Source organism: Croceicoccus sediminis, assembly GCF_007570835.1.
Taxonomy (GTDB): Bacteria; Pseudomonadota; Alphaproteobacteria; order Sphingomonadales; family Sphingomonadaceae; genus Croceicoccus; species Croceicoccus sediminis.
This window is the reverse complement of the sequence record NZ_SUNC01000001.1, coordinates 1,104,772-1,128,052: the sequence shown is the minus strand read 5'-3', so window position 1 is coordinate 1,128,052 and position 23,281 is coordinate 1,104,772. Positions and strand designations below refer to the sequence as shown.

21 protein-coding genes are annotated in these 23,281 nt (G+C 64.7%); 12 read left to right on the top strand and 9 right to left on the bottom strand.

Annotated elements, in window-relative coordinates:
• Nucleotides 1–77 precede the first annotated feature (77 nt).
• Genes FAX90_RS05220 through FAX90_RS05210 form a run of 3 tightly spaced genes read right to left on the bottom strand, consistent with a single transcriptional unit; the run spans nt 78 to nt 3,564 of the window.
• The gene (locus FAX90_RS05220) at nt 78–1,328 is read right to left on the bottom strand and encodes an N-succinylarginine dihydrolase (RefSeq protein WP_144096144.1); all 1,251 of its coding nucleotides are present in this window, start codon (nt 1,326–1,328) and stop codon (nt 78–80) included.
• The gene (locus FAX90_RS05215) at nt 1,328–2,344 is read right to left on the bottom strand and encodes an arginine N-succinyltransferase (RefSeq protein ID WP_144096142.1); all 1,017 of its coding nucleotides are present in this window, start codon (nt 2,342–2,344) and stop codon (nt 1,328–1,330) included. The genes FAX90_RS05220 and FAX90_RS05215 overlap by 1 nt, the downstream gene beginning before the upstream one ends.
• Entirely contained in the window at nt 2,341–3,564 is a 1,224-nt protein-coding gene (locus FAX90_RS05210) for a hydrolase (RefSeq protein WP_240704733.1), read from the bottom strand. Before FAX90_RS05210 ends, FAX90_RS05215 begins: the two co-directional genes overlap by 4 nt.
• A 229-nt stretch (nt 3,565–3,793) precedes the next feature.
• Between FAX90_RS05210 and FAX90_RS05205 the strand changes: the two genes are divergently transcribed.
• A complete protein-coding gene (locus tag FAX90_RS05205; RefSeq protein WP_144096137.1) occupies nt 3,794–5,911 on the top strand; it encodes a malate synthase G in 2,118 nt (705 codons plus the stop codon).
• Between the two features lie 130 nt (nt 5,912–6,041).
• A complete protein-coding gene (locus FAX90_RS05200) occupies nt 6,042–7,067 on the top strand; it encodes a sensor histidine kinase (protein ID WP_144096135.1) in 1,026 nt (341 codons plus the stop codon).
• Between the two features lie 3 nt (nt 7,068–7,070).
• Here the strand turns inward: FAX90_RS05200 and rsmA are convergent, their stop codons facing one another.
• From rsmA to FAX90_RS05180, 4 genes are all read right to left on the bottom strand, one after another.
• The gene (rsmA, locus tag FAX90_RS05195; RefSeq protein WP_144096134.1) at nt 7,071–7,892 is read right to left on the bottom strand and encodes a 16S rRNA (adenine(1518)-N(6)/adenine(1519)-N(6))-dimethyltransferase RsmA; all 822 of its coding nucleotides are present in this window, start codon (nt 7,890–7,892) and stop codon (nt 7,071–7,073) included.
• Nucleotides 7,889–8,902, bottom strand: a complete 1,014-nt coding sequence (gene pdxA, locus FAX90_RS05190; protein WP_144096131.1) for a 4-hydroxythreonine-4-phosphate dehydrogenase PdxA — start codon at nt 8,900–8,902, stop codon at nt 7,889–7,891. Before pdxA ends, rsmA begins: the two co-directional genes overlap by 4 nt.
• A gap of 19 nt (nt 8,903–8,921) precedes the next feature.
• Entirely contained in the window at nt 8,922–10,322 is a 1,401-nt protein-coding gene (locus FAX90_RS05185) for a peptidylprolyl isomerase (protein ID WP_338080246.1), read from the bottom strand.
• Nucleotides 10,323–10,506: 184 nt separating this feature from the next.
• Nucleotides 10,507–12,873 carry an LPS-assembly protein LptD gene (locus tag FAX90_RS05180; protein WP_420810965.1) on the bottom strand — a complete coding sequence of 789 codons (2,367 nt, stop codon included), beginning with the start codon at nt 12,871–12,873 and terminating at the stop codon, nt 10,507–10,509.
• Between the two features lie 154 nt (nt 12,874–13,027).
• On the opposite strand from FAX90_RS05180, the gene FAX90_RS05175 reads away from it, so the two are divergent.
• The 6 genes from FAX90_RS05175 (at nt 13,028) to FAX90_RS05150 (ending at nt 17,088) form a co-directional block, all read left to right on the top strand.
• The gene (locus tag FAX90_RS05175; protein WP_144096129.1) at nt 13,028–14,485 is read left to right on the top strand and encodes a leucyl aminopeptidase; all 1,458 of its coding nucleotides are present in this window, start codon (nt 13,028–13,030) and stop codon (nt 14,483–14,485) included.
• A 12-nt stretch (nt 14,486–14,497) separates the two neighbouring features.
• Nucleotides 14,498–14,932, top strand: coding sequence for a DNA polymerase III subunit chi (locus FAX90_RS05170; protein WP_144096127.1), 435 nt, complete (start codon nt 14,498–14,500; stop codon nt 14,930–14,932).
• A 38-nt stretch (nt 14,933–14,970) separates the two neighbouring features.
• A complete protein-coding gene (locus FAX90_RS05165) occupies nt 14,971–15,468 on the top strand; it encodes a hypothetical protein (protein ID WP_144096125.1) in 498 nt (165 codons plus the stop codon).
• A gap of 120 nt (nt 15,469–15,588) precedes the next feature.
• Nucleotides 15,589–16,011: a nucleoside-diphosphate kinase gene (gene ndk, locus FAX90_RS05160; RefSeq protein ID WP_066763833.1), complete on the top strand. Its 423-nt coding sequence runs from the start codon at nt 15,589–15,591 to the stop codon at nt 16,009–16,011.
• A 114-nt stretch (nt 16,012–16,125) separates the two neighbouring features.
• Complete coding sequence (locus FAX90_RS05155) at nt 16,126–16,380, top strand: hypothetical protein (protein ID WP_144096123.1); 255 nt, start codon at nt 16,126–16,128, stop codon at nt 16,378–16,380.
• A gap of 21 nt (nt 16,381–16,401) precedes the next feature.
• A complete protein-coding gene (locus FAX90_RS05150) occupies nt 16,402–17,088 on the top strand; it encodes an MliC family protein (RefSeq protein WP_144096121.1) in 687 nt (228 codons plus the stop codon).
• A gap of 19 nt (nt 17,089–17,107) precedes the next feature.
• Here FAX90_RS05150 and purN read toward each other — a convergent pair whose 3' ends face one another.
• Nucleotides 17,108–18,085: a phosphoribosylglycinamide formyltransferase gene (purN, locus tag FAX90_RS05145; protein ID WP_144096859.1), complete on the bottom strand. Its 978-nt coding sequence runs from the start codon at nt 18,083–18,085 to the stop codon at nt 17,108–17,110.
• Nucleotides 18,086–18,215: 130 nt separating this feature from the next.
• Here purN and FAX90_RS05140 point away from each other — a divergent pair, with 130 nt between their 5' ends.
• Nucleotides 18,216–19,274 carry an AI-2E family transporter gene (locus FAX90_RS05140; protein ID WP_170234872.1) on the top strand — a complete coding sequence of 353 codons (1,059 nt, stop codon included), beginning with the start codon at nt 18,216–18,218 and terminating at the stop codon, nt 19,272–19,274.
• A 49-nt stretch (nt 19,275–19,323) separates the two neighbouring features.
• Here FAX90_RS05140 and purM read toward each other — a convergent pair whose 3' ends face one another.
• Complete coding sequence (gene purM, locus FAX90_RS05135) at nt 19,324–20,433, bottom strand: phosphoribosylformylglycinamidine cyclo-ligase (RefSeq protein WP_144096117.1); 1,110 nt, start codon at nt 20,431–20,433, stop codon at nt 19,324–19,326.
• 124 nt (nt 20,434–20,557) lie between these two features.
• Between purM and FAX90_RS05130 the strand changes: the two genes are divergently transcribed.
• The 3 genes from FAX90_RS05130 to epsC are packed head-to-tail and all read left to right on the top strand — an operon-like array spanning nt 20,558 to nt 23,246.
• Entirely contained in the window at nt 20,558–21,850 is a 1,293-nt protein-coding gene (locus tag FAX90_RS05130) for a heavy-metal-associated domain-containing protein (RefSeq protein WP_240704731.1), read from the top strand.
• A gap of 9 nt (nt 21,851–21,859) precedes the next feature.
• Entirely contained in the window at nt 21,860–22,486 is a 627-nt protein-coding gene (locus FAX90_RS05125) for an HdaA/DnaA family protein (protein WP_144096115.1), read from the top strand.
• 49 nt (nt 22,487–22,535) lie between these two features.
• Nucleotides 22,536–23,246: a serine O-acetyltransferase EpsC gene (gene epsC, locus FAX90_RS05120; protein ID WP_144096113.1), complete on the top strand. Its 711-nt coding sequence runs from the start codon at nt 22,536–22,538 to the stop codon at nt 23,244–23,246.
• Nucleotides 23,247–23,281 lie beyond the last annotated feature (35 nt).

Here is a 23,281-nt window from a genome sequence, read left to right as displayed (position 1 = left end):
TTTCGAATCCCTTGAAGGTTCGGTGGGCCTTTGCGTTAATAAAACAGTAACCGCTCACAAGTTCCGAGGCAAAAGCGTTAACCAAGTTCCTTAAGATTTAGAAGAGAAAGCAATTTTTCCCGTACGTTCACAACTTGTTCTGCAAGTTGGCGATCGCCGATTTCGTGCGGGGCGATGCTTTCGGGCCAGTATTGGTCGATAACCGATGCGATGGATTCGGCCTTCTCCTCGTCCAGCAGAAACCGCGAATCGACCGTCGCCGGGTCGGCCACGACGCGCAGGCGCAGGCATGCCGGGCCGCCGCCGTTGGCCATCGACTGGCGCACGTCGACGTAGAGAACTTTGCGGATCGGGCCGTTGGTCGCCAGCATCGCGTCCAGCCAGCCGCTCACCGCCGCGCTGTCGCGGCATTCGGTCGGGACGATCAGCGCCTGCTCACCGGTGGGAAGGGTCAGCAGCTGGGCATTGAACAGGTAGCTGGTGATCGCTTCTTCCAGGCTGACGGCACCGGACGGGACTTCGACGATTTCGGCACCGGGCACGGCGGCACGGATGGCGGAATGCGCGGCATCGCGGTCGGCGAAGGCCTGTTCGTGGCAGAACAGGACGTGTTCGTTGGCGACGGCGACGACATCGTTGTGAAAGGCGCCTGCCTCGATCGCGATCGCGGACTGTTCGATGAACAGGCAGCGCGCTTCATCCAGCCCGTGCCTGCGCGCGATGGCGCGGCTGGCCTGTTCATGCTGTCGGGCAGGAAAACGACCGCCGGGGCGGCCATAGACGAAGATTTCGACACAGGTGTCGGCATGGGCCGAACCCATCCGCATGTGGTTTGCCGCGCCTTCGTCTCCGAAAGTGGCGGGGACGGGGCCGTGCACCGCGAAGTGATCTTCATTGCCGAACGCGACGCGAAGCTGGGCCAGCGTGTCGGGCCATTCGATCGAACGGTGCGGCATGGTGACAAGGTTCGCGACCGTCAAATGGCAGCGACCGTCCGCCGTATCGGGCGCAGGGCTGACTGTGGCGGCATTGGCCGTCCACATCGAACTGGCCGACCATGCCATCGCCTTCAGCGCCGGGTCCGCATCGTCGCCGAATGCCATGTCGTCGAGGAACGACAGCTTGGGGCGCGGCAGCGGTAGGAGAAACCCCTGCGTCAGGCCCAGCGCCATGTTGTGCCGCATCTTGGCAATGCCTTGCAGCGCGGCCGCGCGCGGATAGGCGACTTTGCCTGCGTTCTTCGTTGCGGCGAGGTTGCCGAGGCTGAGGCCAGAGTAGTTGTGGCTTGGCCCGACGATCCCGTCGAAATTGATCTCTACCAGTGTCATCAGCGTACCGCCCAGCAGACCCGGTCGCCCTCGGCCACCTTCAATGCCGCGCGCGTTGCAGGGTCGAGAGCGATGGTCCCGTCCTCACCCGGTTCCACGCGCCCCATGCAGCAGCGGAAATCGCCCAGCCGGCCCGTGGCGATCAGCGCCTTGGCGCCGTCCTCCGGCTCTTTTCCGGTGACCGTGGCCCCAGCCGTATTCGCGATCGTCTTTACCGCGTCGGTACGCGCCGTCATCGTCGGTCCGCCGTCGAAGATGTCGATGTAGTTTTCCCAGGCAAAGCCCTCTTCCTCCAGCATCCGCATGGCCGGCCGCCCGCTTTCGTGCGGAACGCCGATCGCCTCGCGCGCTTCGTCGGAGATCATGGCCACGTAGATCGGGTGGCGGGGCATGAGGTCGGCGATGAACTGATTGCCGTTCAGCGCATTGAATTCATCGGCATCGCGGAAGCCCATCCCGAAAAACCGCCCCGCGACACCGTCCCAGAACGGCGAATTGCCGTGGGCATCGACGATACCGCGCAACTCGGCCAGCAGACGGTCCGAAAAACGTTGCCGGTGCATCGCGATAAAAAGGTACCGGCTGCGCGCGAGGAGCAGGCCCAGCCCGCCTGCGCGGGCGGACGGGTGCAGGAAAAGGCCGCCAACCTCGCTCGCCCCTTCAAGATCGGTGACGAGCTGCAAGGTGCGGTTGCGGAACGTGCGGTCCAGTTCGCGCGAATAGGCGGTGTGGCTGGTGATGCGATAGGAATAAAACGGCCACGATCCGCCGATCCGGCTGAAAATCTGGCACGTGCCGCGTATCGCGCCGGTTTCGGCATCTTCCAGCACCATGACGAACAGGTCGTCGGAAACCTCGTCATCATCGCGGGCGATGGCCGCTTCGTTCCGTTGCAGCTTGGCCTGAAGGGCGGGGCGGTTGGCGGGCAGGTTGGTGAACCCGCCGCCGGTCAGTTTCGCCATTTCGTACATGGCTTCAAGGTCATCGGCGCGCGCCGGTCGCATCACGTATGTCATCGAACGATCTCTCGTGCATCAAGGGCACCGAGCGCAAGCCGGTGAAACAGAAGGGCGGACAGTTTTGCCCGTTCGGCAAGCGATTCCACGATCATGTATTCATCGGGAGAGTGGATGGACCCGCCGCGCACGCCCATCGTGTCGACAACCGGCACGCCGCAGGCCGCGATGTTGTTGCCATCACACACGCCGCCGGTGTCCTTGCGGCCATAATGCAGGCCAAGCCCTTCGCAGCAATCGCGTACCGCGCCGAACAGCTTTTCCGCCTTTTCGTCGATGGGCTTTGGCGGGCGCGAGATGCCGCCGTGCAGGTGGATCTGCACGTCATGTTCGGCCGCGACTTCTTCCAGCATCAAGGAAAGCGAGAGGTCGAAATGCTGTGCCGCCTTTATCGTCCTGGGGCGGATGTTAAAGCGCAGGACCGCATGGTCGGGCACCACGTTGTTCGCGCTGCCGCCTTCGATCTTTGCCGGATTCACGCTCATTTCGTCATAAGTCAGCGCCTTCAGCCGGATCGCCAGATCAGCTGCCGCGACGATGGCGTTGCGCCCGTCCTGCGGATTGCGCCCGGCATGGGCGGAGCGGCCCGTGACGATCAGGCTGTAATTGCCCGACCCCCCGCGGGCCCCTGCCAGCGTGCCGTCCGGCTCTGTCGCCGGTTCGTAGGTCAGCGCCGCCATCTTGCCGCGCGCCAGCCGTTCGATCAGCGGGGCAGAGGCGGCAGAGCCGGTTTCCTCGTCCGAGTTGATCATCACGTCGTAACCGATATCGCCTGCCGCATCGCTGGCCTCGAACAGCTTCAGCGCCTCAAGAATGACGGAAATGCCGCCCTTCATGTCGGCCAGTCCGGGGCCGTTCAGCACGCCGGGTTCGACCTCTCGCACGGTGCGGAAACCGGTGTCGGCGGGAAAAACCGTGTCCATGTGGCCGGTCAGCAGCAGGCGGCGGTTCGAATCCGGGCGGACCGAGACGACGAGATGCTTGCCGCGTGTGACCGGCAGCTCGGTCCCGTCCGCGCCGATGGCGGTGATCGGTTCGGGATCTTCCAGCCGGACTTCGCCGGGCAGGGCGGAAAAGGCATCGGCCAGGGCGGCGGCCTGCCGGGCCAGGCCGTCGAGATTGCCGGTGCCGGACTGGATCGCGCTCCATCCCAGGGTGCGTTCCAGCATGGCGGGCGCATCGACCCGCTCCAGCATGGCCTGTTCTGTCTTATCGGGCATATTCGGTTTCATTGGAAACTTACCTAGCGACGACCACCCCACTTGACCAGCCGCCAGCATGGCACGGATTGGCCCGTGATACGATTGTGTCTCTTGCCAGAGCCGCGCGGGCTTGGCATGAGCCGCCTCGGCGAATCTGAAAATCCTCCCTCCTCATACCGTGCATGGTGCTATGAAGCCCTGCGCGCGATGGGCCGTGACACGAATTGTAATGACGAGGCAGGAAATTATGGTTGAACGCGTTGAAAAGGCTGGCCTGAAGGTCGAGACCGCGCTGGCGCAATTTGTCGAAAGCGACGTTCTTGCACCGCTTGGCATGGATGCCCGCGCCTTCTGGCAGGGCTTTGCCGACCTTCTCGACAGGTTCGTGCCGGTAAACCGCGCGCTTCTGGCCAAGCGCGAAGACCTGCAGGAAAAGATCGACGCCTGGCACAAGGCGCGGGCGGGCAAGCCCATCGATATGGCCGAATACAAGGCCTTCCTGTTCGAAATCGGCTATCTCGTCCCCGAACCAGGCAGCTTCGAGATCGGGACCGAGAACGTCGATGCCGAAATCGCGACGATGGCCGGGCCGCAGCTTGTCGTCCCCTCGTTGAACGCGCGCTTCGTGCTCAATGCCGCCAATGCGCGTTGGGGCAGCCTCTACGATGCCTATTATGGTACCGACGCCCTTACCGACGAGCCGGTTCCGGCTGGCGGCTTCGACGCACAGCGCGGCGCGATGGTCATCGCCAAGGGTCGCCAGACGCTGGACCATATCGTCCCGCTGGCAAACGGTTCGTGGGCCGATCTGGAAAGCCGCGACGCCATTGAACTGGCCGATCCGGCGCAGTTCGTGGGCACGACCGAGAAGGGCAACCTTTACGTCCACAACGGCCTTCACGTCGAAGTCGTGTTCGATGCGGACCATCCCATCGGCAAGACCGACAAGGCAGGCATTGCCGACATCAACATGGAAGCGGCGCTGACCACGATCGTCGACATGGAAGATTCGGTCGCCGCCGTCGACGCCGAGGACAAGCGCGAGGCATACTCCAACTGGCTGGGCCTGATGCGCGGCACGCTGGATGCGAGCTTCCAGAAGGGCGGCAAGACGATGACCCGCTCGCTCGAGCCGGACAAGGCCTATACCGCCCCCGACGGCAATGCCGCGACGCTGCCGGGACGCAGCCTGCTGTTCGTGCGCAATGTCGGCCACCTGATGACCAACCCGGCGATCCTGCTCGCCGATGGCAGCGAGATCCCCGAAGGCATCATGGACGCTGTCATCACCAGCGCGATCAGCCGCCACGACCTCGAAAAGCTGGGACGCCTGCGCAACAGCCGCACCGGTTCGATCTACATCGTGAAGCCCAAGATGCACGGACCGGAAGAGTGCAAGTTCACCAACGACCTGTTCGATGCGGTCGAGGACCTGCTGGGCCTTGCGCGTCACACGATCAAGGTCGGCGTCATGGACGAGGAACGCCGCACCAGCGCGAACCTTGCCGCCTGCATCCACGCGGTGCGGGACCGTATCGTCTTCATCAACACCGGCTTCCTCGACCGGACGGGCGATGAAATGCACACCTCGATGCAGGCCGGCCCGATGATCCGCAAGGGTGCGATGAAGGGCAGCGACTGGATCGCCGCCTATGAAAAGCGCAACGTCGCCATCGGTTTGAAGCACGGCCTTTCGGGCAAGGCGCAGATCGGCAAGGGCATGTGGGCCGCACCCGACCGCATGGGCCAGATGCTGGTCGAAAAGATCGGCCACCCGATGACGGGCGCGAACACCGCGTGGGTGCCTTCGCCCACGGCCGCAACGCTCCACGCGCTGCACTATCACAAGGTCGACGTCTTCGCCCGCCAGCAGGAAGTCGCCGCAGAGGGCATTCCTTCGCTCGACAAGCTGCTGACCGTGCCGCTCGCCGACGGGGTCAACTGGTCGGAAGAAGAACTGCGCGAGGAGCTGGACAACAACGCGCAAGGGCTTTTGGGCTATGTCGTGCGCTGGATCGATCAGGGCGTCGGCTGTTCCAAGGTGCCCGACATCAACGACGTCGGCCTGATGGAAGACCGCGCGACGCTTCGCATTTCCAGCCAGCACATGGCCAACTGGCTGCTCCACGGTGTCGTCACCGAGGAACAGGTCATGGATTCGATGCGCCGCATGGCCGCCAAGGTTGACGAACAGAACGCGGGCGATTCAAGCTACGAACCACTGGTCGGGAACGAGGACGGCCCCGCCTTTTCGGCGGCGAAGGACCTCGTGTTCAAGGGTGTCGAACAGCCTTCGGGCTATACCGAACCGCTGCTGCATGCATGGCGCCTGCGCAAGAAGGAGCGCGCCAGCGCCATGGCGTGATTCTGCCAAGCGGATGAAATCATTCGCATGATCGCGGTTTAGCCTATAAACCCCGGGTATAGTTCCTTTGTACCAGCAGGTGCGGGACTTGCCCGGGGATCCTCTCCGGACTGGCTGTTCGGGGATCTCCATGTTTCAACGCCTTGCGACCTTTGACGTCAGTGCGGGATTTTCCTCGCCGACGGCGAAGCTTGGCGTGCAGGCCCTGTTTGGAATCGTTTGCGCGCTTGCCATGATCGGGACCCGCAGCCTGCTCGATCTCGTCGCGCCGACTTCTGGGCCGTTCGCACTGGTCTATCCCACCGTGCTCATCGCCACCTTGTTCGGGCACTGGCGCGCCGGGCTTGTCGCCTACCTGTTCAGCTTTTTCTGGGCATGGTGGTTCGTCCTGCCCACTGTCGGCAGTTTCCGGTTCATCATCGAAACAGACCCCTCGCGCGTGGCGATCAACGGTTCGGCAGTCGCAGTCGTCGCCCTGCTTGCGGAAACGTTCCGCCGCGCGGTGCAGGCCGCCGCACAGGCCCGTGACGAGGAGATCGAACGGCGCGGGTTGCTGATGGCCGAACTGGAACATCGCACGAAGAACAACTTTGCCTTGGTAGCGAGCCTGCTGGAACTCCAGAAACGGCGGACCAAGGACGAATCGGTCATATCCGCCCTCGGCGAAGCGACGGGACGGGTGCACACTTTCGCGCGGGCCTACGCCAACCTTGCCGACAGTCAGGGAGAGGGGAGCAGCGTCGAGGTGCGCGACTATCTCGAAGAAGTCGTTGGCCGGGTGAACGAAGCCGGATTTGCCGACAACGTTACCGTCCACGCCGACATCGACGCCTCTGTCCTGCCAAGGCAGGTTGCCGTCGCGCTTGGCCTGTTCGTGAACGAGGCGCTGACCAACAGCGCAAAGTACGCTTTTCCCGATGGCCGTGCCGGATCTGTGGAAGTGACATTCCGCCGTGACGGCGTAGGTTGGTCGGTCATGGTCCGCGACGACGGTATCGGCATGCCGGTTCAGCCTGCCGACGCAATGCAACCTCGGCGCGGTGGCGGGACGGGAACCGGATTGATGCATGCGTTCGCTCGTCAGGCGGGGGCCGAAATTTCTGTCGAGCCGACCGATCGCGGCCATTGCGTGAAGCTGGTCAGCGATCCTTTCTGACGCCTAACGCGGGGATAGTTGCTCCGCGATTGCCACGAATTCACCCACCGACAGCGTTTCGGCCCGGCGTGTTTCATCAATGTCGAGCGTCTTGAGCGCGTTGAGCGCGCCGGGCACACGCTTAACGCTCTGGCGCAGCATCTTGCGGCGCTGGCCGAAGGCGGCTTCGGTCACGGCTTCCAGCACCGGACTCGACACGCCCGGCGGCGCGGGAACCGGGGTCACGTGGACGATCGCGCTCATCACCTTGGGCGGCGGGGTAAAGGCGCTGCGGTGGACCTTCATCGCGATCTTTGCGCTCGACCGCCATTGCGACAGGACGGCAAGGCGGCCGTAGGCGCCGGTGTTCGGCTCGGACACGATGCGCTGCGCCACTTCCTGCTGGAACATCAGGGTCAGCGACGACCATTGCGGCGGCCATTCCGTCCCGCTCATCCACCCGGTGTAGAGCGCGGTGCCGACGTTGTAGGGCAGGTTGGCGACGACGGCGTAAGGCCCGTCGAACAGGTCGGCGGGATCGTGGCGCATCGCATCGCCCTGGATCACCGTCAGCTGTCCGGGAAAATGCGCGTCCAGTTCGGCCAGCGCGGGCAGGCAGCGCTTGTCCATCTCGATCGCGGTGACTTTGGCGCCTGCGCGCAGCAACGCACGGGTCAGGCCGCCGGGGCCGGGGCCGACTTCCAGCACATTGCGGCCTTTGAGGTCGCCGGGAATGGCTGCGATGCGGTCCAGCAACTGTTCGTCCAAAAGGAAATTCTGTCCCAGCGCCTTGGAAGCGGTAAGGCCGTGCTGGCGGATCGTCTCGCGGATCGGGGGCAGGCTCACGCGGCTTGCTCCGCCCGGCGTTCGGCGCACTCTGCCGCCATGCGCAGCGCCGCGATCGTCGGCCCGGCGTCGGCGCGGCCTGTTCCGGCCAGCGAAAACGCGGTGCCATGGTCGGGAGAGGTGCGAATGATCGGCAGGCCCAGCGTCACGTTGACCCCGCGATCGAAGTCGAGCGCCTTGATCGGGATCAGGGCCTGGTCATGGTACATGCACACCGCCAGGTCGTAATTCGCGCGTGCGGCGGCGTGAAACATCGTGTCCCCGGCGAGCGGCCCGACGACGTCGAGCCCGCCTGCTCGCAAGACCTCGACCGCAGGGGCGATGATCTCGATCTCTTCGCGGCCCATGCGGCCCTGTTCACCGGCATGGGGGTTGAGCCCCGCGACCGCGACACGCGCCTCGGGCAGAGCGAAATCGCGGGCCAGCGCCTTTGCCGCGATGCGGATGCGGCTGACGATCAGGTCGCGCGTCAAAAGGCCCGGAACGCTGGCCAGCGAAACGTGCACCGTCATCGGCACGACCTTGAGCGAGGGGCCCGCCAGCATCATGACCGCGTCCTGCGGCGCGATACCGCAGGCTTCGGCCACGAACTCGGTCTGTCCGGGATGGGCAAAGCCCACGTCCTGCAACTCGGCCTTGGCGATCGGTCCGGTCACGAGGGCCGATGCCTCGCCGTCGCGTGCCAGCCCTGTCGCCCGTTCGAGCGAGGCCAGCGCGATCTTTGCGCCCTCACGCGAAGGCGCGCCGGGGGTGTAGGCGAGCGAGCCGATGTCGATCACCGGCAGCGCATCGGCAAAGACGTCCGCTGCCTGTTCAAGCCTGTCCACGGCGCGGACCGATGCCAGCGGCACGTTGTCCGCAATGGCCTGCATCAGCGAAAGGCTGCCCACCACGGCGAACGGCGCGAGGCGTTCCGGCCCGCGCGCCGTCCATGCCTTGATCAGCATTTCGGGCCCGATGCCTGCCGGATCGCCAAGCGAGGCGACGAGGGGCGGGCGGACGCGTGTCATCGGCCCTTGCCCCGGTCTCTTAGTTATAGTCGATGACAGCGTCGCGGCGCAGGTCGCGCAAGTAGATCTGGGCGCGCTTGTTGATACGCTCGTCCTCGATCTGCGCCATCAGTTCATCGAAGGTCGGGCCGCCGGCCGTCGCCGGATCGGTGCGCCCACAAACCATCAGCACGCGCACGCCTTCCGCTGCCGAACCGAACGGCTGCGTGATGCCGCCCTGCGGCAGGGCGAGCAGCGTTTCCTGAAGCTGCGGGGGCAGGTCCTTCACGCGCAAGTTGTCGTTCGACACGATCTGCGCGCCCATCGCGGCGGCACCGCTTTCGGCCGCGCCGCAGCCGTCGATCTGCTGGACGGCCTTGGCGAAATCGTTCGCGCGCTTGGCGGCCGCGTCGGCCGACATGCCTTCGGGAAAGTCGATCGAGATCTGCTTGAGGCTGAGGACGGTTTCGCCCTTGTCGGCCATCAGCACCTTGCGCGTGTCGATCAGGTAGAGCAGCGAATAGCCGCCGCGCAGTTCGATGGGGCCGACCAGCTGGCCGGACTGCATCTGCGAAGCCGCTTCGGCCAGTTCGGGCGGGAGCTGGGCAAGGCGCACCCAGCCAAGATCGCCGCCGACCGCCGCGGTCGATGCCTGGCTGAACTGGCGCGCATAAGCGACGAAGCTGCCGCCCTCGCGCAGCTGTTCCATGATCTGCTGGGCCTGGCGCTGAACCTCGGGCTTGGTCTCGCTCGTCGCCGAAAGAAAGATTTCGCCGAGGCGGTATTCCTCGGTCCCACGGTCGGCCTTCAGGCGGTCGAGCCGCTCGTTCACTTCCTCTTCGGACACGTTGATGAACGGCGCGATGTTACGGCGCAGGATGCGCTGCCACGAAAGTTCGCCGCGGATCTGCTGCTTCATCGAAGCGGGCGACGATTTGACCTTGTAGAGGTATTCGTCGAGGTCCGACGGCGTCATGCCGAAGTTCTGCTGCGCGACGCGGTTGTAGGTCGCCTCCACCTCGGAATCCGAAACCTCAAGCTCCGACGCCCGCGCTTCCTGAATTTGCAGCGTCTCGTCGATCAGGTTGCGCAAGACCTGCGCGCGCAGGCGCTCCTTGTCCTCTGCCGAAAGCTGGTTCTGGTTGGCGGCAAGGACCAGCGCAAGGCGGTGGTCGATGTCGGTACCGGTGATGATCGTGCCGTTGACGATCGCGGTCGCGCCGCGAAACTGCGTGACCGGTTCCGCCGCCAGGATGTTGGGGGCGGCCGGCAGGTCCAGATTGGCATTGGCGCCCGGATCATCGGCATTGGCGGCATTGGCCGCCGGGGTCTGCGCGGCCAGCGGGCTTGCCAGCATGGCAGCCGCGCCCAGCATCAGACCCGCGCGGCCAGCCGCACGGAAGATCGTGTCGCTCATGGTCGAAGTGTTGCCCATGGTCATAAGTCTTGAACCTGACATTCCTATTGCCGCGCGGCAGGCGCGAACATTTGCATCAAACTGCGCCAATGGCTTGCCCCGGCTTAACCATAGATGAGCCGCCCTTTGCCCCCGCATGTCGCCAAGGCGTTTAGGGTCATGGCCTGCGAAGGGCAACACAAGACGCGTGGAAGGGGGGCAAAAAGGGTTACAGCCCGAGACCCTTGAGCCGGAAGCGGAACAGGAACGTGTTGCCCTTGCGCGCATCGCCACTGGTAAAGCTGTCGCGGCGCCAGGTCAGCGCGATCGACATGCATTCGTCGTCATAGGCAACGCCAAGCCGCGTGCGCAGCGGGTCGAACCCGTCGGATGTGAACGATGGGTCTTCCTCGCGGTCGGTGAGGTTCACGACCGTCGAACCGAACAGCGACCAGTAGTTGGCAAAGGCGATACGGCCCGCAACACGCAATTCCTCGCGGTCGCCCAGATCCTCCAGCGTGTCGGGGATATTGCGGTCGAGCCGGAGATAGCCAGCCTCGACATATGTCTTGCGGCTGCCGACCGCGACGTCGAATTCGTTGCGGCGCACGGCAAGGTTGTCCTTGTCCAGCCGGAAGCGGTGCGTGAACGACACGAAATCGCGGTAACGCACTTCGCTGCGGCCCACGACGTCGGACGTGCGCGAAGTGAGGCCGGTGCCGTCGGGCAGGATGTCCGACTGGTTCGACAGGCGATAGGATTGCCCCAGCGTGGTCTTCACGCGCCATCCCGGCGCGGTCCAGCGCCAGTCGAGGCCGTAAGTCACGCGTGCGCCGTCCTCCACCCGGTCGTATCCGGGAAAACGGTTGAGCGCGAAGAGGTTCGAATCCTCAAGGTCGACGGCGCGGGCATCCTCGTTCGGGATGGCAAGGTTGCGGATCGACGGGCTGGCCACGAACTGGACCCGCGGGGTCAGGACCTGCGTGCCGCCGAAGACACCGCCCACCAGCGGCCATTTCACGTCTACGGCGCCGATCGCCATGGCGCGGGTCTCCCACCCCTCGTTCCCGCGGTAGAGCGCAACGCTGGTGAGGCCGGTTTCGTCGGTGTGATAGACGTCGCCGCGGGCCAGCGCGGTGAAGGTGACTTCCTGGCCCATGCCGGTCAGCTTGCGCAGGCTCCATTCCGCGCTGGTAAATGCGCGCTGCGTGTCCTGCCCGTCCGAACGTTCCAGCAAGAGCGTATTGGCCTGAAGCATGACCTTGCCGCCCAGGACGGGGTCGGAAAGGCGACGGCGATAGTCGATCAGCGGCAGGGCGAAGGGGACCAGCCCCTGCCGTTCGCCGGTGCGCAGCGTCTGGGTGGCCCAGCCCGCGATGGAGAGGTAACTGTCGTCGTCGATCCGTTCGACATTGATCATCGAACGAAGCCGGTCATCGCGGCTGATGTCGTAGCGGCGCAGGAACGTGCGGTCGCTGGCATAACGGACGGAACCGGTGACGGACCAGTTCTCGTCCAGCTGGAAACGCCCGTTCGAATCGAAATAGCCGCGGATCGATTCCTGCGCGCCGGGAATGACGTCCCCGGCATCGCCGCCGATGGAAATGCGCGAGCTGTTCGTGGCATAGCCGGTGACCTGGTAGGCCCCGTCTTCGGTCAGCGCGGCATAGCTTGCCGACAGCATCGGCGCGACGTCGGAATAGACGCTGGCGCCAAGGGTCAGCTCGCGATTGGGGGCAAGTCGCCAATAATATTCGCCCAGCACCTCGACGCCGTTCGATTCCGAAAAGCGCAAATTGGGGGTCGTGAAACCGGATACCGGCTGTCCGTCGGTGCGGATCGTGATGCCGACCAGCGGCAGGATCGGCGCGCCGAACAGTTCCAGTTTCGCACCCCGGAACTTCACCGTCTGATTGTCGGGATCGAACGTCACCTGCCTTGCGACGATCCGCCAGCTGGGGTCGCGCGGGCAGCCGTCGGGCGTGGTGACGCGGCACGGGCTGTATGCGGCATAGTCCAGCTGCACGGTGCCGTCTTCGTTGCGCGAGCCCTGGCGGGCGGCCAGCCTTGCGCCTTCGTCCAGTACCAGCAGCAGGTTTTCCATCGCCCCGGCACGAAGCTCGTCCGTCAGTTCCAGCCGGTCGGTGTACACCGTGTTCGCCTGCGCATCGCGAAGGCGCACGTTGCCGCTGGCGACGATCAGGCCGCCGGCACGGTCCCAGCGGATTTCGTCGGCTTCCAGTTGCTGATCGCCGCGGCGCAGGACGACATCGCCGCTGGCGACAACGGTATTGCTGTCGTCTTCGTAGCCAAGCTCGTCGGCTTCGAACGCGACGGCGCCATCTTCGTCCGCTTCCTCGATACGGAAGGGCGGGGCGGGGTCCGGTTCGGGATTGTCGCCGCCGGTCCAGAAATAATCGGGTTCGCGCGACGTGTCCTCGCCCAATCCCTGCACCATGGCTTCCTGCGCCTGGGCAGGGGCGGCGAACAGGGCGACGCAAGTCAGGGCAGTGGCCGCGAACCAGCCGCTGCGGCGCGCGCGAAATGCGGGCGACACTTTCGTGGCGGATTCCGAATCGGCAGTCGGAACGGTCATCATGGCACTCTGCGATCCGGGTGGCATGGCTTGCCTATTGCACCGCTCATGCCTAACTGCAACGCCGATAGAGCGGCATATCCCGCGCCTTGTCCCCCGCCTGGCGCTTCCCTCCCTTGGGCTGCTCTCATAAAAAGACAAAGCAGGAGCCTCCATGAACATCCGTTTCGCCTCCGAACTGCCCGCAGAAGTCCGCGTCGTCGCGAAGATCGTCGACCAGGACACGATGCCCGCAGGTCTGCCCGCAACCGTGACCGAAGGTGCTTCGGCATCGCGTTTTTCGGGCAAGCCCGGCCAGCAATTCGACGGTTTCGCCGAAATCGACGGCAAAGTCCGCCGCGTTGCGCTGTCCGGTGCCGGACAGCCGACTTCGGCCGAACGCCTCGCCCACCTCGAAAAGGCCGGTGCCGGCCTCACGGCAAAGTTCATCACTTCGGGTGAGGGCGCGATCGTCGTCGATTTCGATGGTTCGGGCCTCGATGCCGAAGGGGCCGCCGCCGTCCTCATGGGCGCGCGCCTGCGTGCATGGCGCATCGATACCTATCGCACCCGCCTCAAGGACGAGCAGAAGCCGACGCTCAAGGAAGTGATCGCTGTCAACTCGCCTGATGGCACCGACTCGGCATGGGAAGACGCCTCTGCCGTTGCACTAGGCGTCGAATTCACCCGCGAACTGGTGTCCGAACCGGGCAACATCATCTACCCCGAAAGCTTCGTTGCCCGTTGCAAGGCCCGGCTTGAAGGAACGGGTGTCGAGATCACCGTGCTCGACGTTGCCGAGATGGAAAAGCTCGGCATGGGCGCGCTTCTGGGCGTCGGGCAGGGCTCGGCCCGTCCCAGCCGCATCCTTGCCATGCACTGGAACGGCGGCGGCAGTGACAAGCCGACCGCCTTCGTCGGCAAGGGCGTGACCTTCGACACCGGCGGCATCTCGATCAAGCCGGCTGGCGGCATGGAAGACATGAAGTGGGACATGGGCGGCGCTGGCGCCGTGGCAGGGGCCATGCTCGCGCTCGCCACCCGCAAGGCCAAGGCGAACGTCGTGGGCATCTGCGGGCTTGCCGAAAACATGCCCGACGGTAACGCGCAGCGTCCCGGTGACGTCGTCACTTCGATGTCGGGTCAGACGATCGAGGTCATCAATACCGACGCCGAAGGCCGCCTTGTCCTGTGCGACGCACTGACCTGGGTGCAGCAGACCTTCAAGCCCGCACGCATCGTCGACCTTGCCACGTTGACCGGCGCGATGGTCGTCGCGCTGGGCCATGAGAACGCGGGCATGTTCTCGAACGACGACGATCTTGCCGACGCCTTGTTCAAGGCCGGTCAGACCAGCGGGGACAAGCTGTGGCGCTTCCCGCTGTCGCCCGCTTACGACAAGCTGATCGACAGCCAGATCGCCGACATGAAGAACGTCGGCCCACGCTGGGGCGGTTCTATCACCGCGGCGCAGTTCCTGCAGCGCTTTATCGAGAATGGCACCCCCTGGGCGCACCTCGACATCGCGGGCATGGCCTGGGCCGACAAGGCGGGCGCAACCTGGGACAAGGGCGCGACCGGTTTCGGCGTCCGCGTTCTCGACCGCTTCATCCGGGACACCGCCGAAGCCTGAAGGCGATAGCCGGTGCGCGTCGACTTCTATCACCTCACCCGCGATCCCGCGCCGCAGGCGCTGGCGCAGATCGCGGGCAAGGCCTTGCAGGGCGGACAGCGCATGTTCGTCGTCTGCGAGGATGAAGCGGCCCGCACCGCCCTGTCCGACGCAATGTGGGCCACGCCCGGTTTCCTCGCCAATGGCGAGGTCGGGCAACCCGGCGCGGACCTGCAGCCGGTGCTGCTCTCCCCCGAAATGACCGTGCCGATAAACGGGGCACGGCTGGTCGCGCTCGCCGACGGTATCTGGCGTGACGATGCTCTGGAATTCGACCGGGCGTTCCTGTTCTTCGACGCCGCGACCATCGACGGTGCGCGCGGGGCATGGCGCATGCTGGGAGAGCGCGATAACGTCGAGCGGCGTTACTGGAAGCAGGCCGACGGCCGCTGGGTCGAAGGGCCCTGACCGATCTAATGCGCCCCTTCCGTTCCAAGGAGACCACGATGCGCCTTGCCACCTTCCTGCTTGCCCCTGCTGCCGTTCTTGCGATTTCCGGCTGCGGTTCCGAACGTGAAGGAACGGTGCAGAGCGAAGACGGCGAGGTCGCTTACGAAATCTCCGAAGATGGCGAGACGACCAACGTACGATTGAACGGCGATGAGGGCGAGGTCACCGTCGATACCGGCGCGAACCTGAAGCCCGATCTTCCCGATGGCCTTGCCGTCTATCCCGGTGCCACGATCACCAGCGCGTCGAATGTCGGGCTGGGCGAGGCGGCAGGCGCGCTTGTAACGATGGAAAGCGCGGATTCGCCGGAAAAGATCGTCGGCTGGTACAAGGATCAGGCGGCAAAGGCCGGTTACGACATCGACAGCGAGGTTTCGACCGGATCGCTGAGGATCGTATCGGGCAAGACCGCCGATGGCCGCGAATTCAACGTTGTTGCCAATGGCGATGACAGCCCGACGACGGTGCAATTGACCGCCGGGCGCGGACTCTAAGACCGCATCTGTCCCGCACAGAGGGTTGTGCCGCGCGCCAAGCGAGGCTAGGGGCGCGCGCAACGCGCCTTCGCGCGCGATCTTCCTGTTTCAATCCTATCGATATCAAGGATCACGACCATGGCGGCCACCCGCACCTTTTCGATCATCAAGCCCGACGCGACCCGTCGCAACCTGACCGGCGCCGTCACCAAGAAGCTGGAAGACGCCGGCCTGCGCGTCGTCGCTTCCAAGCGCATCCACATGACCCGCGAACAGGCCGAAGGCTTCTACGCGGTTCACAAGGAACGCCCCTTCTTCGGTGAACTGGTCGAATTCATGATCAGCGGCCCGGTCGTCGTCCAGGTCCTCGAAGGCGAAGACGCCGTAAAGCGCAACCGCGACGTGATGGGCGCCACCAACCCGGCCGACGCCGCCGAAGGCACCATCCGCAAGGAATTCGCCGAATCGATCGAAGCCAATTCGGTCCATGGTTCGGACAGCGAAGAAAATGCCAAGATCGAGATCGATTTCTTCTTCAAGCCGGAAGAAATCGTCGGCTGATCGCAGCTTTCAGAACGGTTTCCTGACAAAAAGGGCCGTCCCCGTCGCGGGGGCGGCCTTTTTTCTTGCATGACGCGCGAATTTCCGGCCCCCTTGAGTCGAGGGGATCATGACATGATTGCGCGAATTGCAGTGCTCTATTTGGTCGTCGGTCTGCTGGCCTGTGCCGCGCCGTGGTTCGATCAGGCTTTCGCTTTCGGCCTGTCGGGCCTCCTGCGCTCAACCCTTGCCATGCTGCTGTCCCTGCCGTGGAGCCTGCTGGCCCCTTACGTCCCGGAAAGCCAGGTCACGCTCGTGACGCTCCTTTGCGTTATGGGAATCCTCATCAATTACGGTGCATTGCGCTGGCTTGCCGCCAGGGCTGAATGATCGCAAGGGCAGGAGAATACGATGAAACTGTCAAGGTTCGCTCCGCTCGCCGCACTGGCCCTGATCGCCTGCGGCACCCAACAGGATCAAACCGTTGAGGCTGACGATGATCGATCCGGCGCTTTACCCGCAGATCCGCCCACGTCGCCCAGTTTCGATTGTGCGCAATCCGATGGCGAGATTTCCGACCTGATCTGCGAAACCCCGATGCTGGCGCGCATGGATAACGAACTTCAGCGCGTCTATTCGCTGGCCGAAACCGGGACTTATGCGTCGGAAGAACGGCTGCAGGAACTGACCACGATGCAGCGCGGCTGGATCGGCGGGCGCGACGATTGCTGGAAGGCGGCTGACAAGCTGCAGTGCGTGACCACCAGCTATGCCCAGCGCATCCACGAAATCCGGCAGGGTTTTTACGACAGCCGGCAGGAGGACGAGAAGGGCATCTCCACCGGCCCGCTCGCGGTCGCCTGCGACGGGGTGGATTATTTCATCTCGGCGACGTTCATCAATGCCGATCCCGGCGTCGTATTCCTGCAATGGCTGGATCGCTCGCTTTCCCTGACCCAGGTGCCAAGCGCGTCGGTCGCCAAATACGAAGGCGTCTGGGACGGTCAGGCGACGACGCTGTACACCCAGGGGGACGAGGCGACCTTCACCCCGCCCGGCGGGACCGAAATGAACTGCAAGATCGAGGAACCCGGGTGACTCGATTTACGGCAACCGGTCAGAACTGGTCGGCGGCGTCCATCAGGCCCGTCAGCCGCCTGGGCGCGACGCTGCGCCAGCTACGCTCAAGCCACGAACGCACGTGATCCCAGTCGACGCCCGGGCGATTGAGGATGAGGCCTGCCCAACCGCTCGCTCCGTAATAGGCGGGGCGGAACCAGATTTCGGGATCGCGCTCGATCAGGGCGGTCATTTCGTCCGGCCCGTCGGTCTTTACCAGCACCGCGACATGCGGTTCGCCATGATGCCGTTCGCTGAAATGGGCAAAGAACTTGCCCGATTTTCCGCCGGTGCGCCACGCGGGCGAGCCATGGCTTTCGCGTGCCTCCACCTCCGGCAGGCAAAGCGCCAGTTCCGACACTTTCTGTAACAGCCAGTCGGCGCGGAAGGGGCGGGTGACCAGCTCCTCCAGCATCCGGGAATATAGCTGGTGCTCGGCATAAAGCACGCGGCCACCCAGTGTTTCAGGCGTATCGCCGGGCATGATCGCCACCGGCGTCTGGCCCAGCACCGGCCCGTCATCCAGTTCGGCCGTGACAAGGTGGACGGAACATCCGGCATGGCTGTCCCCGGCCTCGATCGCGCGGGCGTGCGTGTCCAGCCCCTTGTATTTCGGCAGCAGCGAGGGATGGATGTTGAGCATCCGCCCCTCCCACTGCGAGACGAACTGGGGGCTGAGGATGCGCATGTATCCGGCCAGCGCGATGTATTGCGCGCCGCTTTCCAGCACCGCCTTTTCCATCGCGATATCGTGGTCGGCGCGCTTCATACCCTTGTGCGCAAGGGAAAAAGTGGCCACACCCTCGGCCTCGGCCAGCCTCAACCCCTTTGCTTCGGGATCGTTCGACGCGATAAGCACGATTTCGTAAGGGCAATCGGCGCGGCGGCTGGCATAAAGCAGGGCCGCCATGTTCGAACCGGTGCCGGAAATCAGAACGGCAACCTTGGCGCGGGGATGGCTGGCGGTTTGAGACATCATCGCAGGCGGGACCTTGCCGGTGTGGAACAGGGTGCCGGTATCGGGGGTTTGAGACGAAGATGATCGCATTCCCGAACCGACCAGGCCGCAGTCCCTACGCGTCCGACCCATGGCAGGCAATGGCCTGATGGGCGCGCCTTTCAAACCGCGTGCGGAAGACGCGCCCTATCTGCGGCGCCTTGCCTATACGATCGCCATCGCCGCGGTACTCATCGTGTTCTGGCGCGCGGCAGACCTCTTGTTGCTCGTCTTTGGTGCGATCCTTGCGGCCGTCGTGTTTCAAAGCGTGGGCGAGCTGCTCGTGCGGGCTGGCTTACGCAACAAGGACGCGGCGCTCGGCATCGGGATCATCCTGTGTCTCGCGATTGTCGGGCTGATGGGATACCTGCTTACCGTGCAGTTCGGCGTGCAGGTCGCCGGACTCATCGACAACTTGCCCGAAACCGTGACCGCCATCCAAAACGCGGTCGGCGGCAATCCGGTGGGGGCTGCCATCGTCAAGGCGGTGCGCGCGGCAGTCGGCGGCAGTGCGATCGCGGACCGGCTGGGCCTGCTCATCACCGGCACGGGTGAAGTCATGCTCAATTTCCTGATCGTGCTGGTTGGCGGGATGTTCATCGCCGCGAACCCCGGCCCCTATCGCCGCGCCATCATCCTGCTGACTCCGCACGGCGGGCGCACCACGATGGCCCGCGCGCTCGATGAAATGGCGCTGGCCCTGCGCCTGTGGCTCAAGGCCAAGCTGATTTCGATGACCGTCATGGGCATCCTGATTGGCGGCTCGCTTTATCTTGCGGGGGTGGAGCAATGGGCCGCGCTGGGCCTGCTAGGCGGGATCAGCGAATTCGTGCCTTACGTCGGCCCGGTCGTCGCCATGCTTCCGGCCATCGCCATCGCGGCGGCGCAGGGCGGGGCCGTGCTGACTTATACCTTGATCGCCTTCGTCGCGATCCGCGTGATCGAGGCGTGGATGATCACCCCGCTGGTCAATCGCCAGGTCGTGAACATTCCCCCGGCACTGACGCTGTTCGTCATCCTGGGCGCAGGGGCCGTGTTCGGCATCTACGGCGTGTTCTTTGCCGGTGCGCTGCTGGTCGTGACCTATGTGGGCGTGCGCGAGTTGTACCTGCGCGACACGCTGGGCGAGGACATCGACGGCGTACCAGCCGAAGCGAAAGAGGACTAAGGCAGGGCCCAGCCCCGCCTTGTTTAGCCCCGCCTCAAACTCGCTTCGTTCAACCCAGGTGTGTTGCGCTCCAGTTCTCGCGCGCGCCCCATTCGCCCGCGCGGCCCGCGACGGTGCAGCCTTTATCGCCCGCGCGGATCGCGCCGATGACGTGGACTTCCTCGCCCTCTGCCTCAAGGTCGGCCGTCAGGTCTTCGACCTCGTCCGCCGCGACGGAAAGCACCATGCCGATGCCGCAGTTGAAGGTGCGGGCCATTTCCTCGGGCTCGATATTGCCCTGCGCCTGCAGGAACGCCATCAGGCGCGGCTGAACCCAGCCGCCGACGTCGATATGCGCATGGAGCCCTTCGGGAAGGACACGCGGCACGTTTTCCAGGAGTCCGCCGCCGGTAATATGCGCCAGCGCGTGGATCCGGCCGTCGCGAATCGGCTTCAGAAGCGGCTTCACGTAGATCCGCGTCGGTGCGATCAGCGCGTCGATCAGCAGCGTTTCGTTGTCGAACAGGGCAGGGCGGTCAAGCTTCCAGCCCTTGTCCGCGGCAAGGCGGCGCACCAGCGAATAGCCGTTGGAATGAACGCCCGAGGACGAAAGACCCAACAGGACGTCGCCTTCGGCCACCTTGTCGCCGGTAAGCTGTTCGCCGCGTTCCACCGCCCCGACACAGAATCCGGCAAGGTCGTAGTCGCCATCGGCGTACATGCCCGGCATTTCAGCCGTTTCGCCGCCGATCAGCGCGCATCCTGCGATCTTGCAGCCTTCGGCGATGCCCGCCACCACCCGTTCGGCAATGCCGGTTTCCAGCTTTCCGGTGGCGAAATAGTCCAGAAAGAACAGCGGCTCTGCACCCTGCACAATCAGGTCGTTCACGCACATCGCGACAAGGTCGATGCCGATATTGTCGTGCCGGTCGTGATCGATCGCCAGTTTCACTTTCGTGCCGACACCGTCGTTCGCGGCGACCAGCAGCGGGTCTTTGTAGCCTGCGGCCTTCGGATCGAAGAAGCCGCCAAAGCCGCCAAGCTCGCTCGTCGCGCCGGGCCGGGCCGTGCTCTTGGCGAGCGGGCCGATGGCCTTCACCAGCGCGTTGCCCGCGGCGATGGAGACGCCGGCCTTGGCGTAAGTGTACGATTCGTCGGTCTGTTCGGGGGTGTCGGTCATGCAATCTCTCGTGGCTTGGGGGGCGATTATCGCTTTCGCGCTTGGATTTCCACGGGCATTTCGGCAAAGAGGCTCACGATGCTTTTTACCGCTTCCGATCTTCGCGACTGACGCACCCTCGTCGATGGCCCTTTCCCTTCCCGCAAACGGTGCTCTTCGGGGCGTTCGCGCGTCGCATTGGCGCACGGCGATTGTCGCTATCGCGTTGATTCTCGCCGCTTTCGCCGCCTGGCAGGTCATTGCGCAGGTTGAAGGCGAACGCGGTATCGCTCCCCTCGCGAACACGGGCGACTTCGAAGTCGCCGGGATCGAGGTGAACGTCACCGGAAAAACCCCGGAAGAGGCCCGCGAAAAGGGCTGGCGCGAGGCGCAGCGCAAGGCATGGGACGTACTCTACGCCCGCACGCACGACGGAGAGAAAGCGCCCGAGCTTTCCGATTCGCGGTTGGAATCGATGGTTTCCGCGGTCGTCGTGGAACGCGAACAGATCGGCCCGCGCCGCTATGTCGCAACGCTGGGCGTAATTTTCGATCGTGCGCGCACCGGCGAAACTTTCGGCACGGCCAGCAGCCGGGCGCGCTCTGCGCCGCAGCTGGTGATTCCGATCGTCTACCAGGGCGGCGTCGGACAGCTTTATGAAATGCGCACGCCGTGGCAGCGCGCCTGGGCCGAACATCGCGATTCCGAAAGCCCGATCGATTACGTGCGCCCCAACGGCGGCGGCGGCGAATCGCTACTGCTGACGGCGGGACAGATGGGCCGCCGCAGCCGCGCATGGTGGCGAACGATTCTCGACGAATTCGGCGCGGCCAACGTGATATTTCCGGTCGCGAAGCTTGAACGCCAGTACCCCGGCGGTCCGGTCAAGGGCACTTTCACCGCCCGCTATGGAGCGGACAACACCTTCCTCGGCACGTTCACGATGACGGCGGAGAACGACGAAGACCTGCCGCGCATGCTGGCCGCGGCGGTGAAGCGGATGGATTCGATCTACACCGGTGCCTTCAACGAAGGGAAGTTGGGCGCGGACAAGACGCTGGAGGTCGAACAGGACACCATTGATCCCGATCTGCTCGCCGCACTGACCGGGGCGCTGGCCGATGATGATCAGGGCGATAGCGCTTCGGCGCAGGCACCTGCCGACGATACGCCCGCCCCGCTTCAGACCGCGCAGCCGCAGGCGATCAGCATCGCGGTGCAGATCGCGACGCCCGATCCGGCGTCGTTCGACGCGGCCCTGCGCGCGCTGAACTCCACGCCAGGGGTGACGGGCACGACGACGTCCAGCCTTGCCATTGGCGGCACATCCGTCCTGCAGGTGGCCTATTCGGGCGACATCTCGGCCCTGGCCGGTGCGCTGCGCGCGCGCGGCTGGCAGGTCACGCAAGGCGCGGACGCGCTGCGCATCACGCGCTGAGGTCTGGGCATGGCCCGCCCTGTCCAGATCGTCCTGCCGCTGACCGGCGTGCTGAAAGAGCAGACGGTCGTCGTCGGCAACGCGAACGAGGGCTTCCTCCGCGCGTGCGAGGATGCCGCGCACTGGCCGTTCCGCACAGCGATTCTGTCCGGCCCGCCGCGTTCGGGCAAGTCGCTGCTGGCTCGCTGGTTCGGCGGGATCGGCACGGCCATCGACGATGCCGAGGACGTGGCCGAGGACGAACTGTTCCACGCCTGGAACCGCGCGCAGGAAAGCGGACGGCCGCTCCTTCTGATCGGAAGGCCTGTTCCGTCCGCGTGGAAGATCACTCTGCCCGACCTGGGGTCGCGGCTGGGCGCGGCGCTGCACTTGTCGATCGACGCACCGGATGACGACATGCTGGCCCGCCTGATCGAGGCCCATGCCGCGCAACGCGGGCTTGCATTGGGCGAAGGGGCCACCACCTACCTCGTGCCGCGGGTTGAACGCAGTTTCGCCGCGGTGGAGGCTCTGGTCGCCGAAATCGACCGCCTGAGCCTTGAGCGAAAGGTCCCGGCACGGCAGGCGATCTGGCGCGAGGCGCTGGAAAGACTGGCCGGACGGGGTGACAGTCCGGAACAGGGCGACTTGTTCTGATTGGGGCGAAAACTTGCCATTCGTCCGGCAAGATGGGATTATCCGCATTATGTTTGAGCAACTGACCGCATATCTGGACAGCGTCCGCGAACGTGATCCGGCACCGCGCTCGCGTTGGGAAATCCTGCTCTATCCGGGCGTTCTCGCGCTTGGCTTGCACCGCATCGCGCACTGGTTCTTCGAGGCGGAGATGTTTTTCGCCGCCCGGTTCGTGAACCACTTTTCGCGTTTCCTGACCGCGATCGACATTCACCCCGGCGCGAAGATCGGGGCGAACCTGTTCATCGACCACGGCTTTACCGTCATTGGCGAAACGGCGGAGATCGGTGACAACGTCACGATTTATCAATGCGTCACGCTGGGCGGTACCAACCCCACCAACGGCATCGCGGGCAAGCGTCATCCCACGCTTGAGGACGGATCGATCATCGGTTCGGGCGCGCAGATCCTGGGCCCCGTCACCATCGGCAAACGCGCACGCATCGGTGCGGCTGCTGTCGTGACCGAGGACGTGCCCGAAGGCGCGACGATGGTGGGCTTGAAGGCCCGTTCGACGCTTGTGTCGGCAGAGACCTATCAGCGCGACTTCATGCCCTACGGCACGCCTTGCAAGGACCCGTGCGAGCCTTCGCCGCGGCTTGACGATCTCGAGGCGCAGATCTCGGCGTTGAAGAACGAGCTTGAGCGTATTCGCGCGGAAAACGGCACGCCGCGCCGGATCGACGCGCACCGCGACAGCGACGGGACGACGGGCGCTTGATGGCTGCTGCAATCGCGCGACTGCTATCGCAGGGC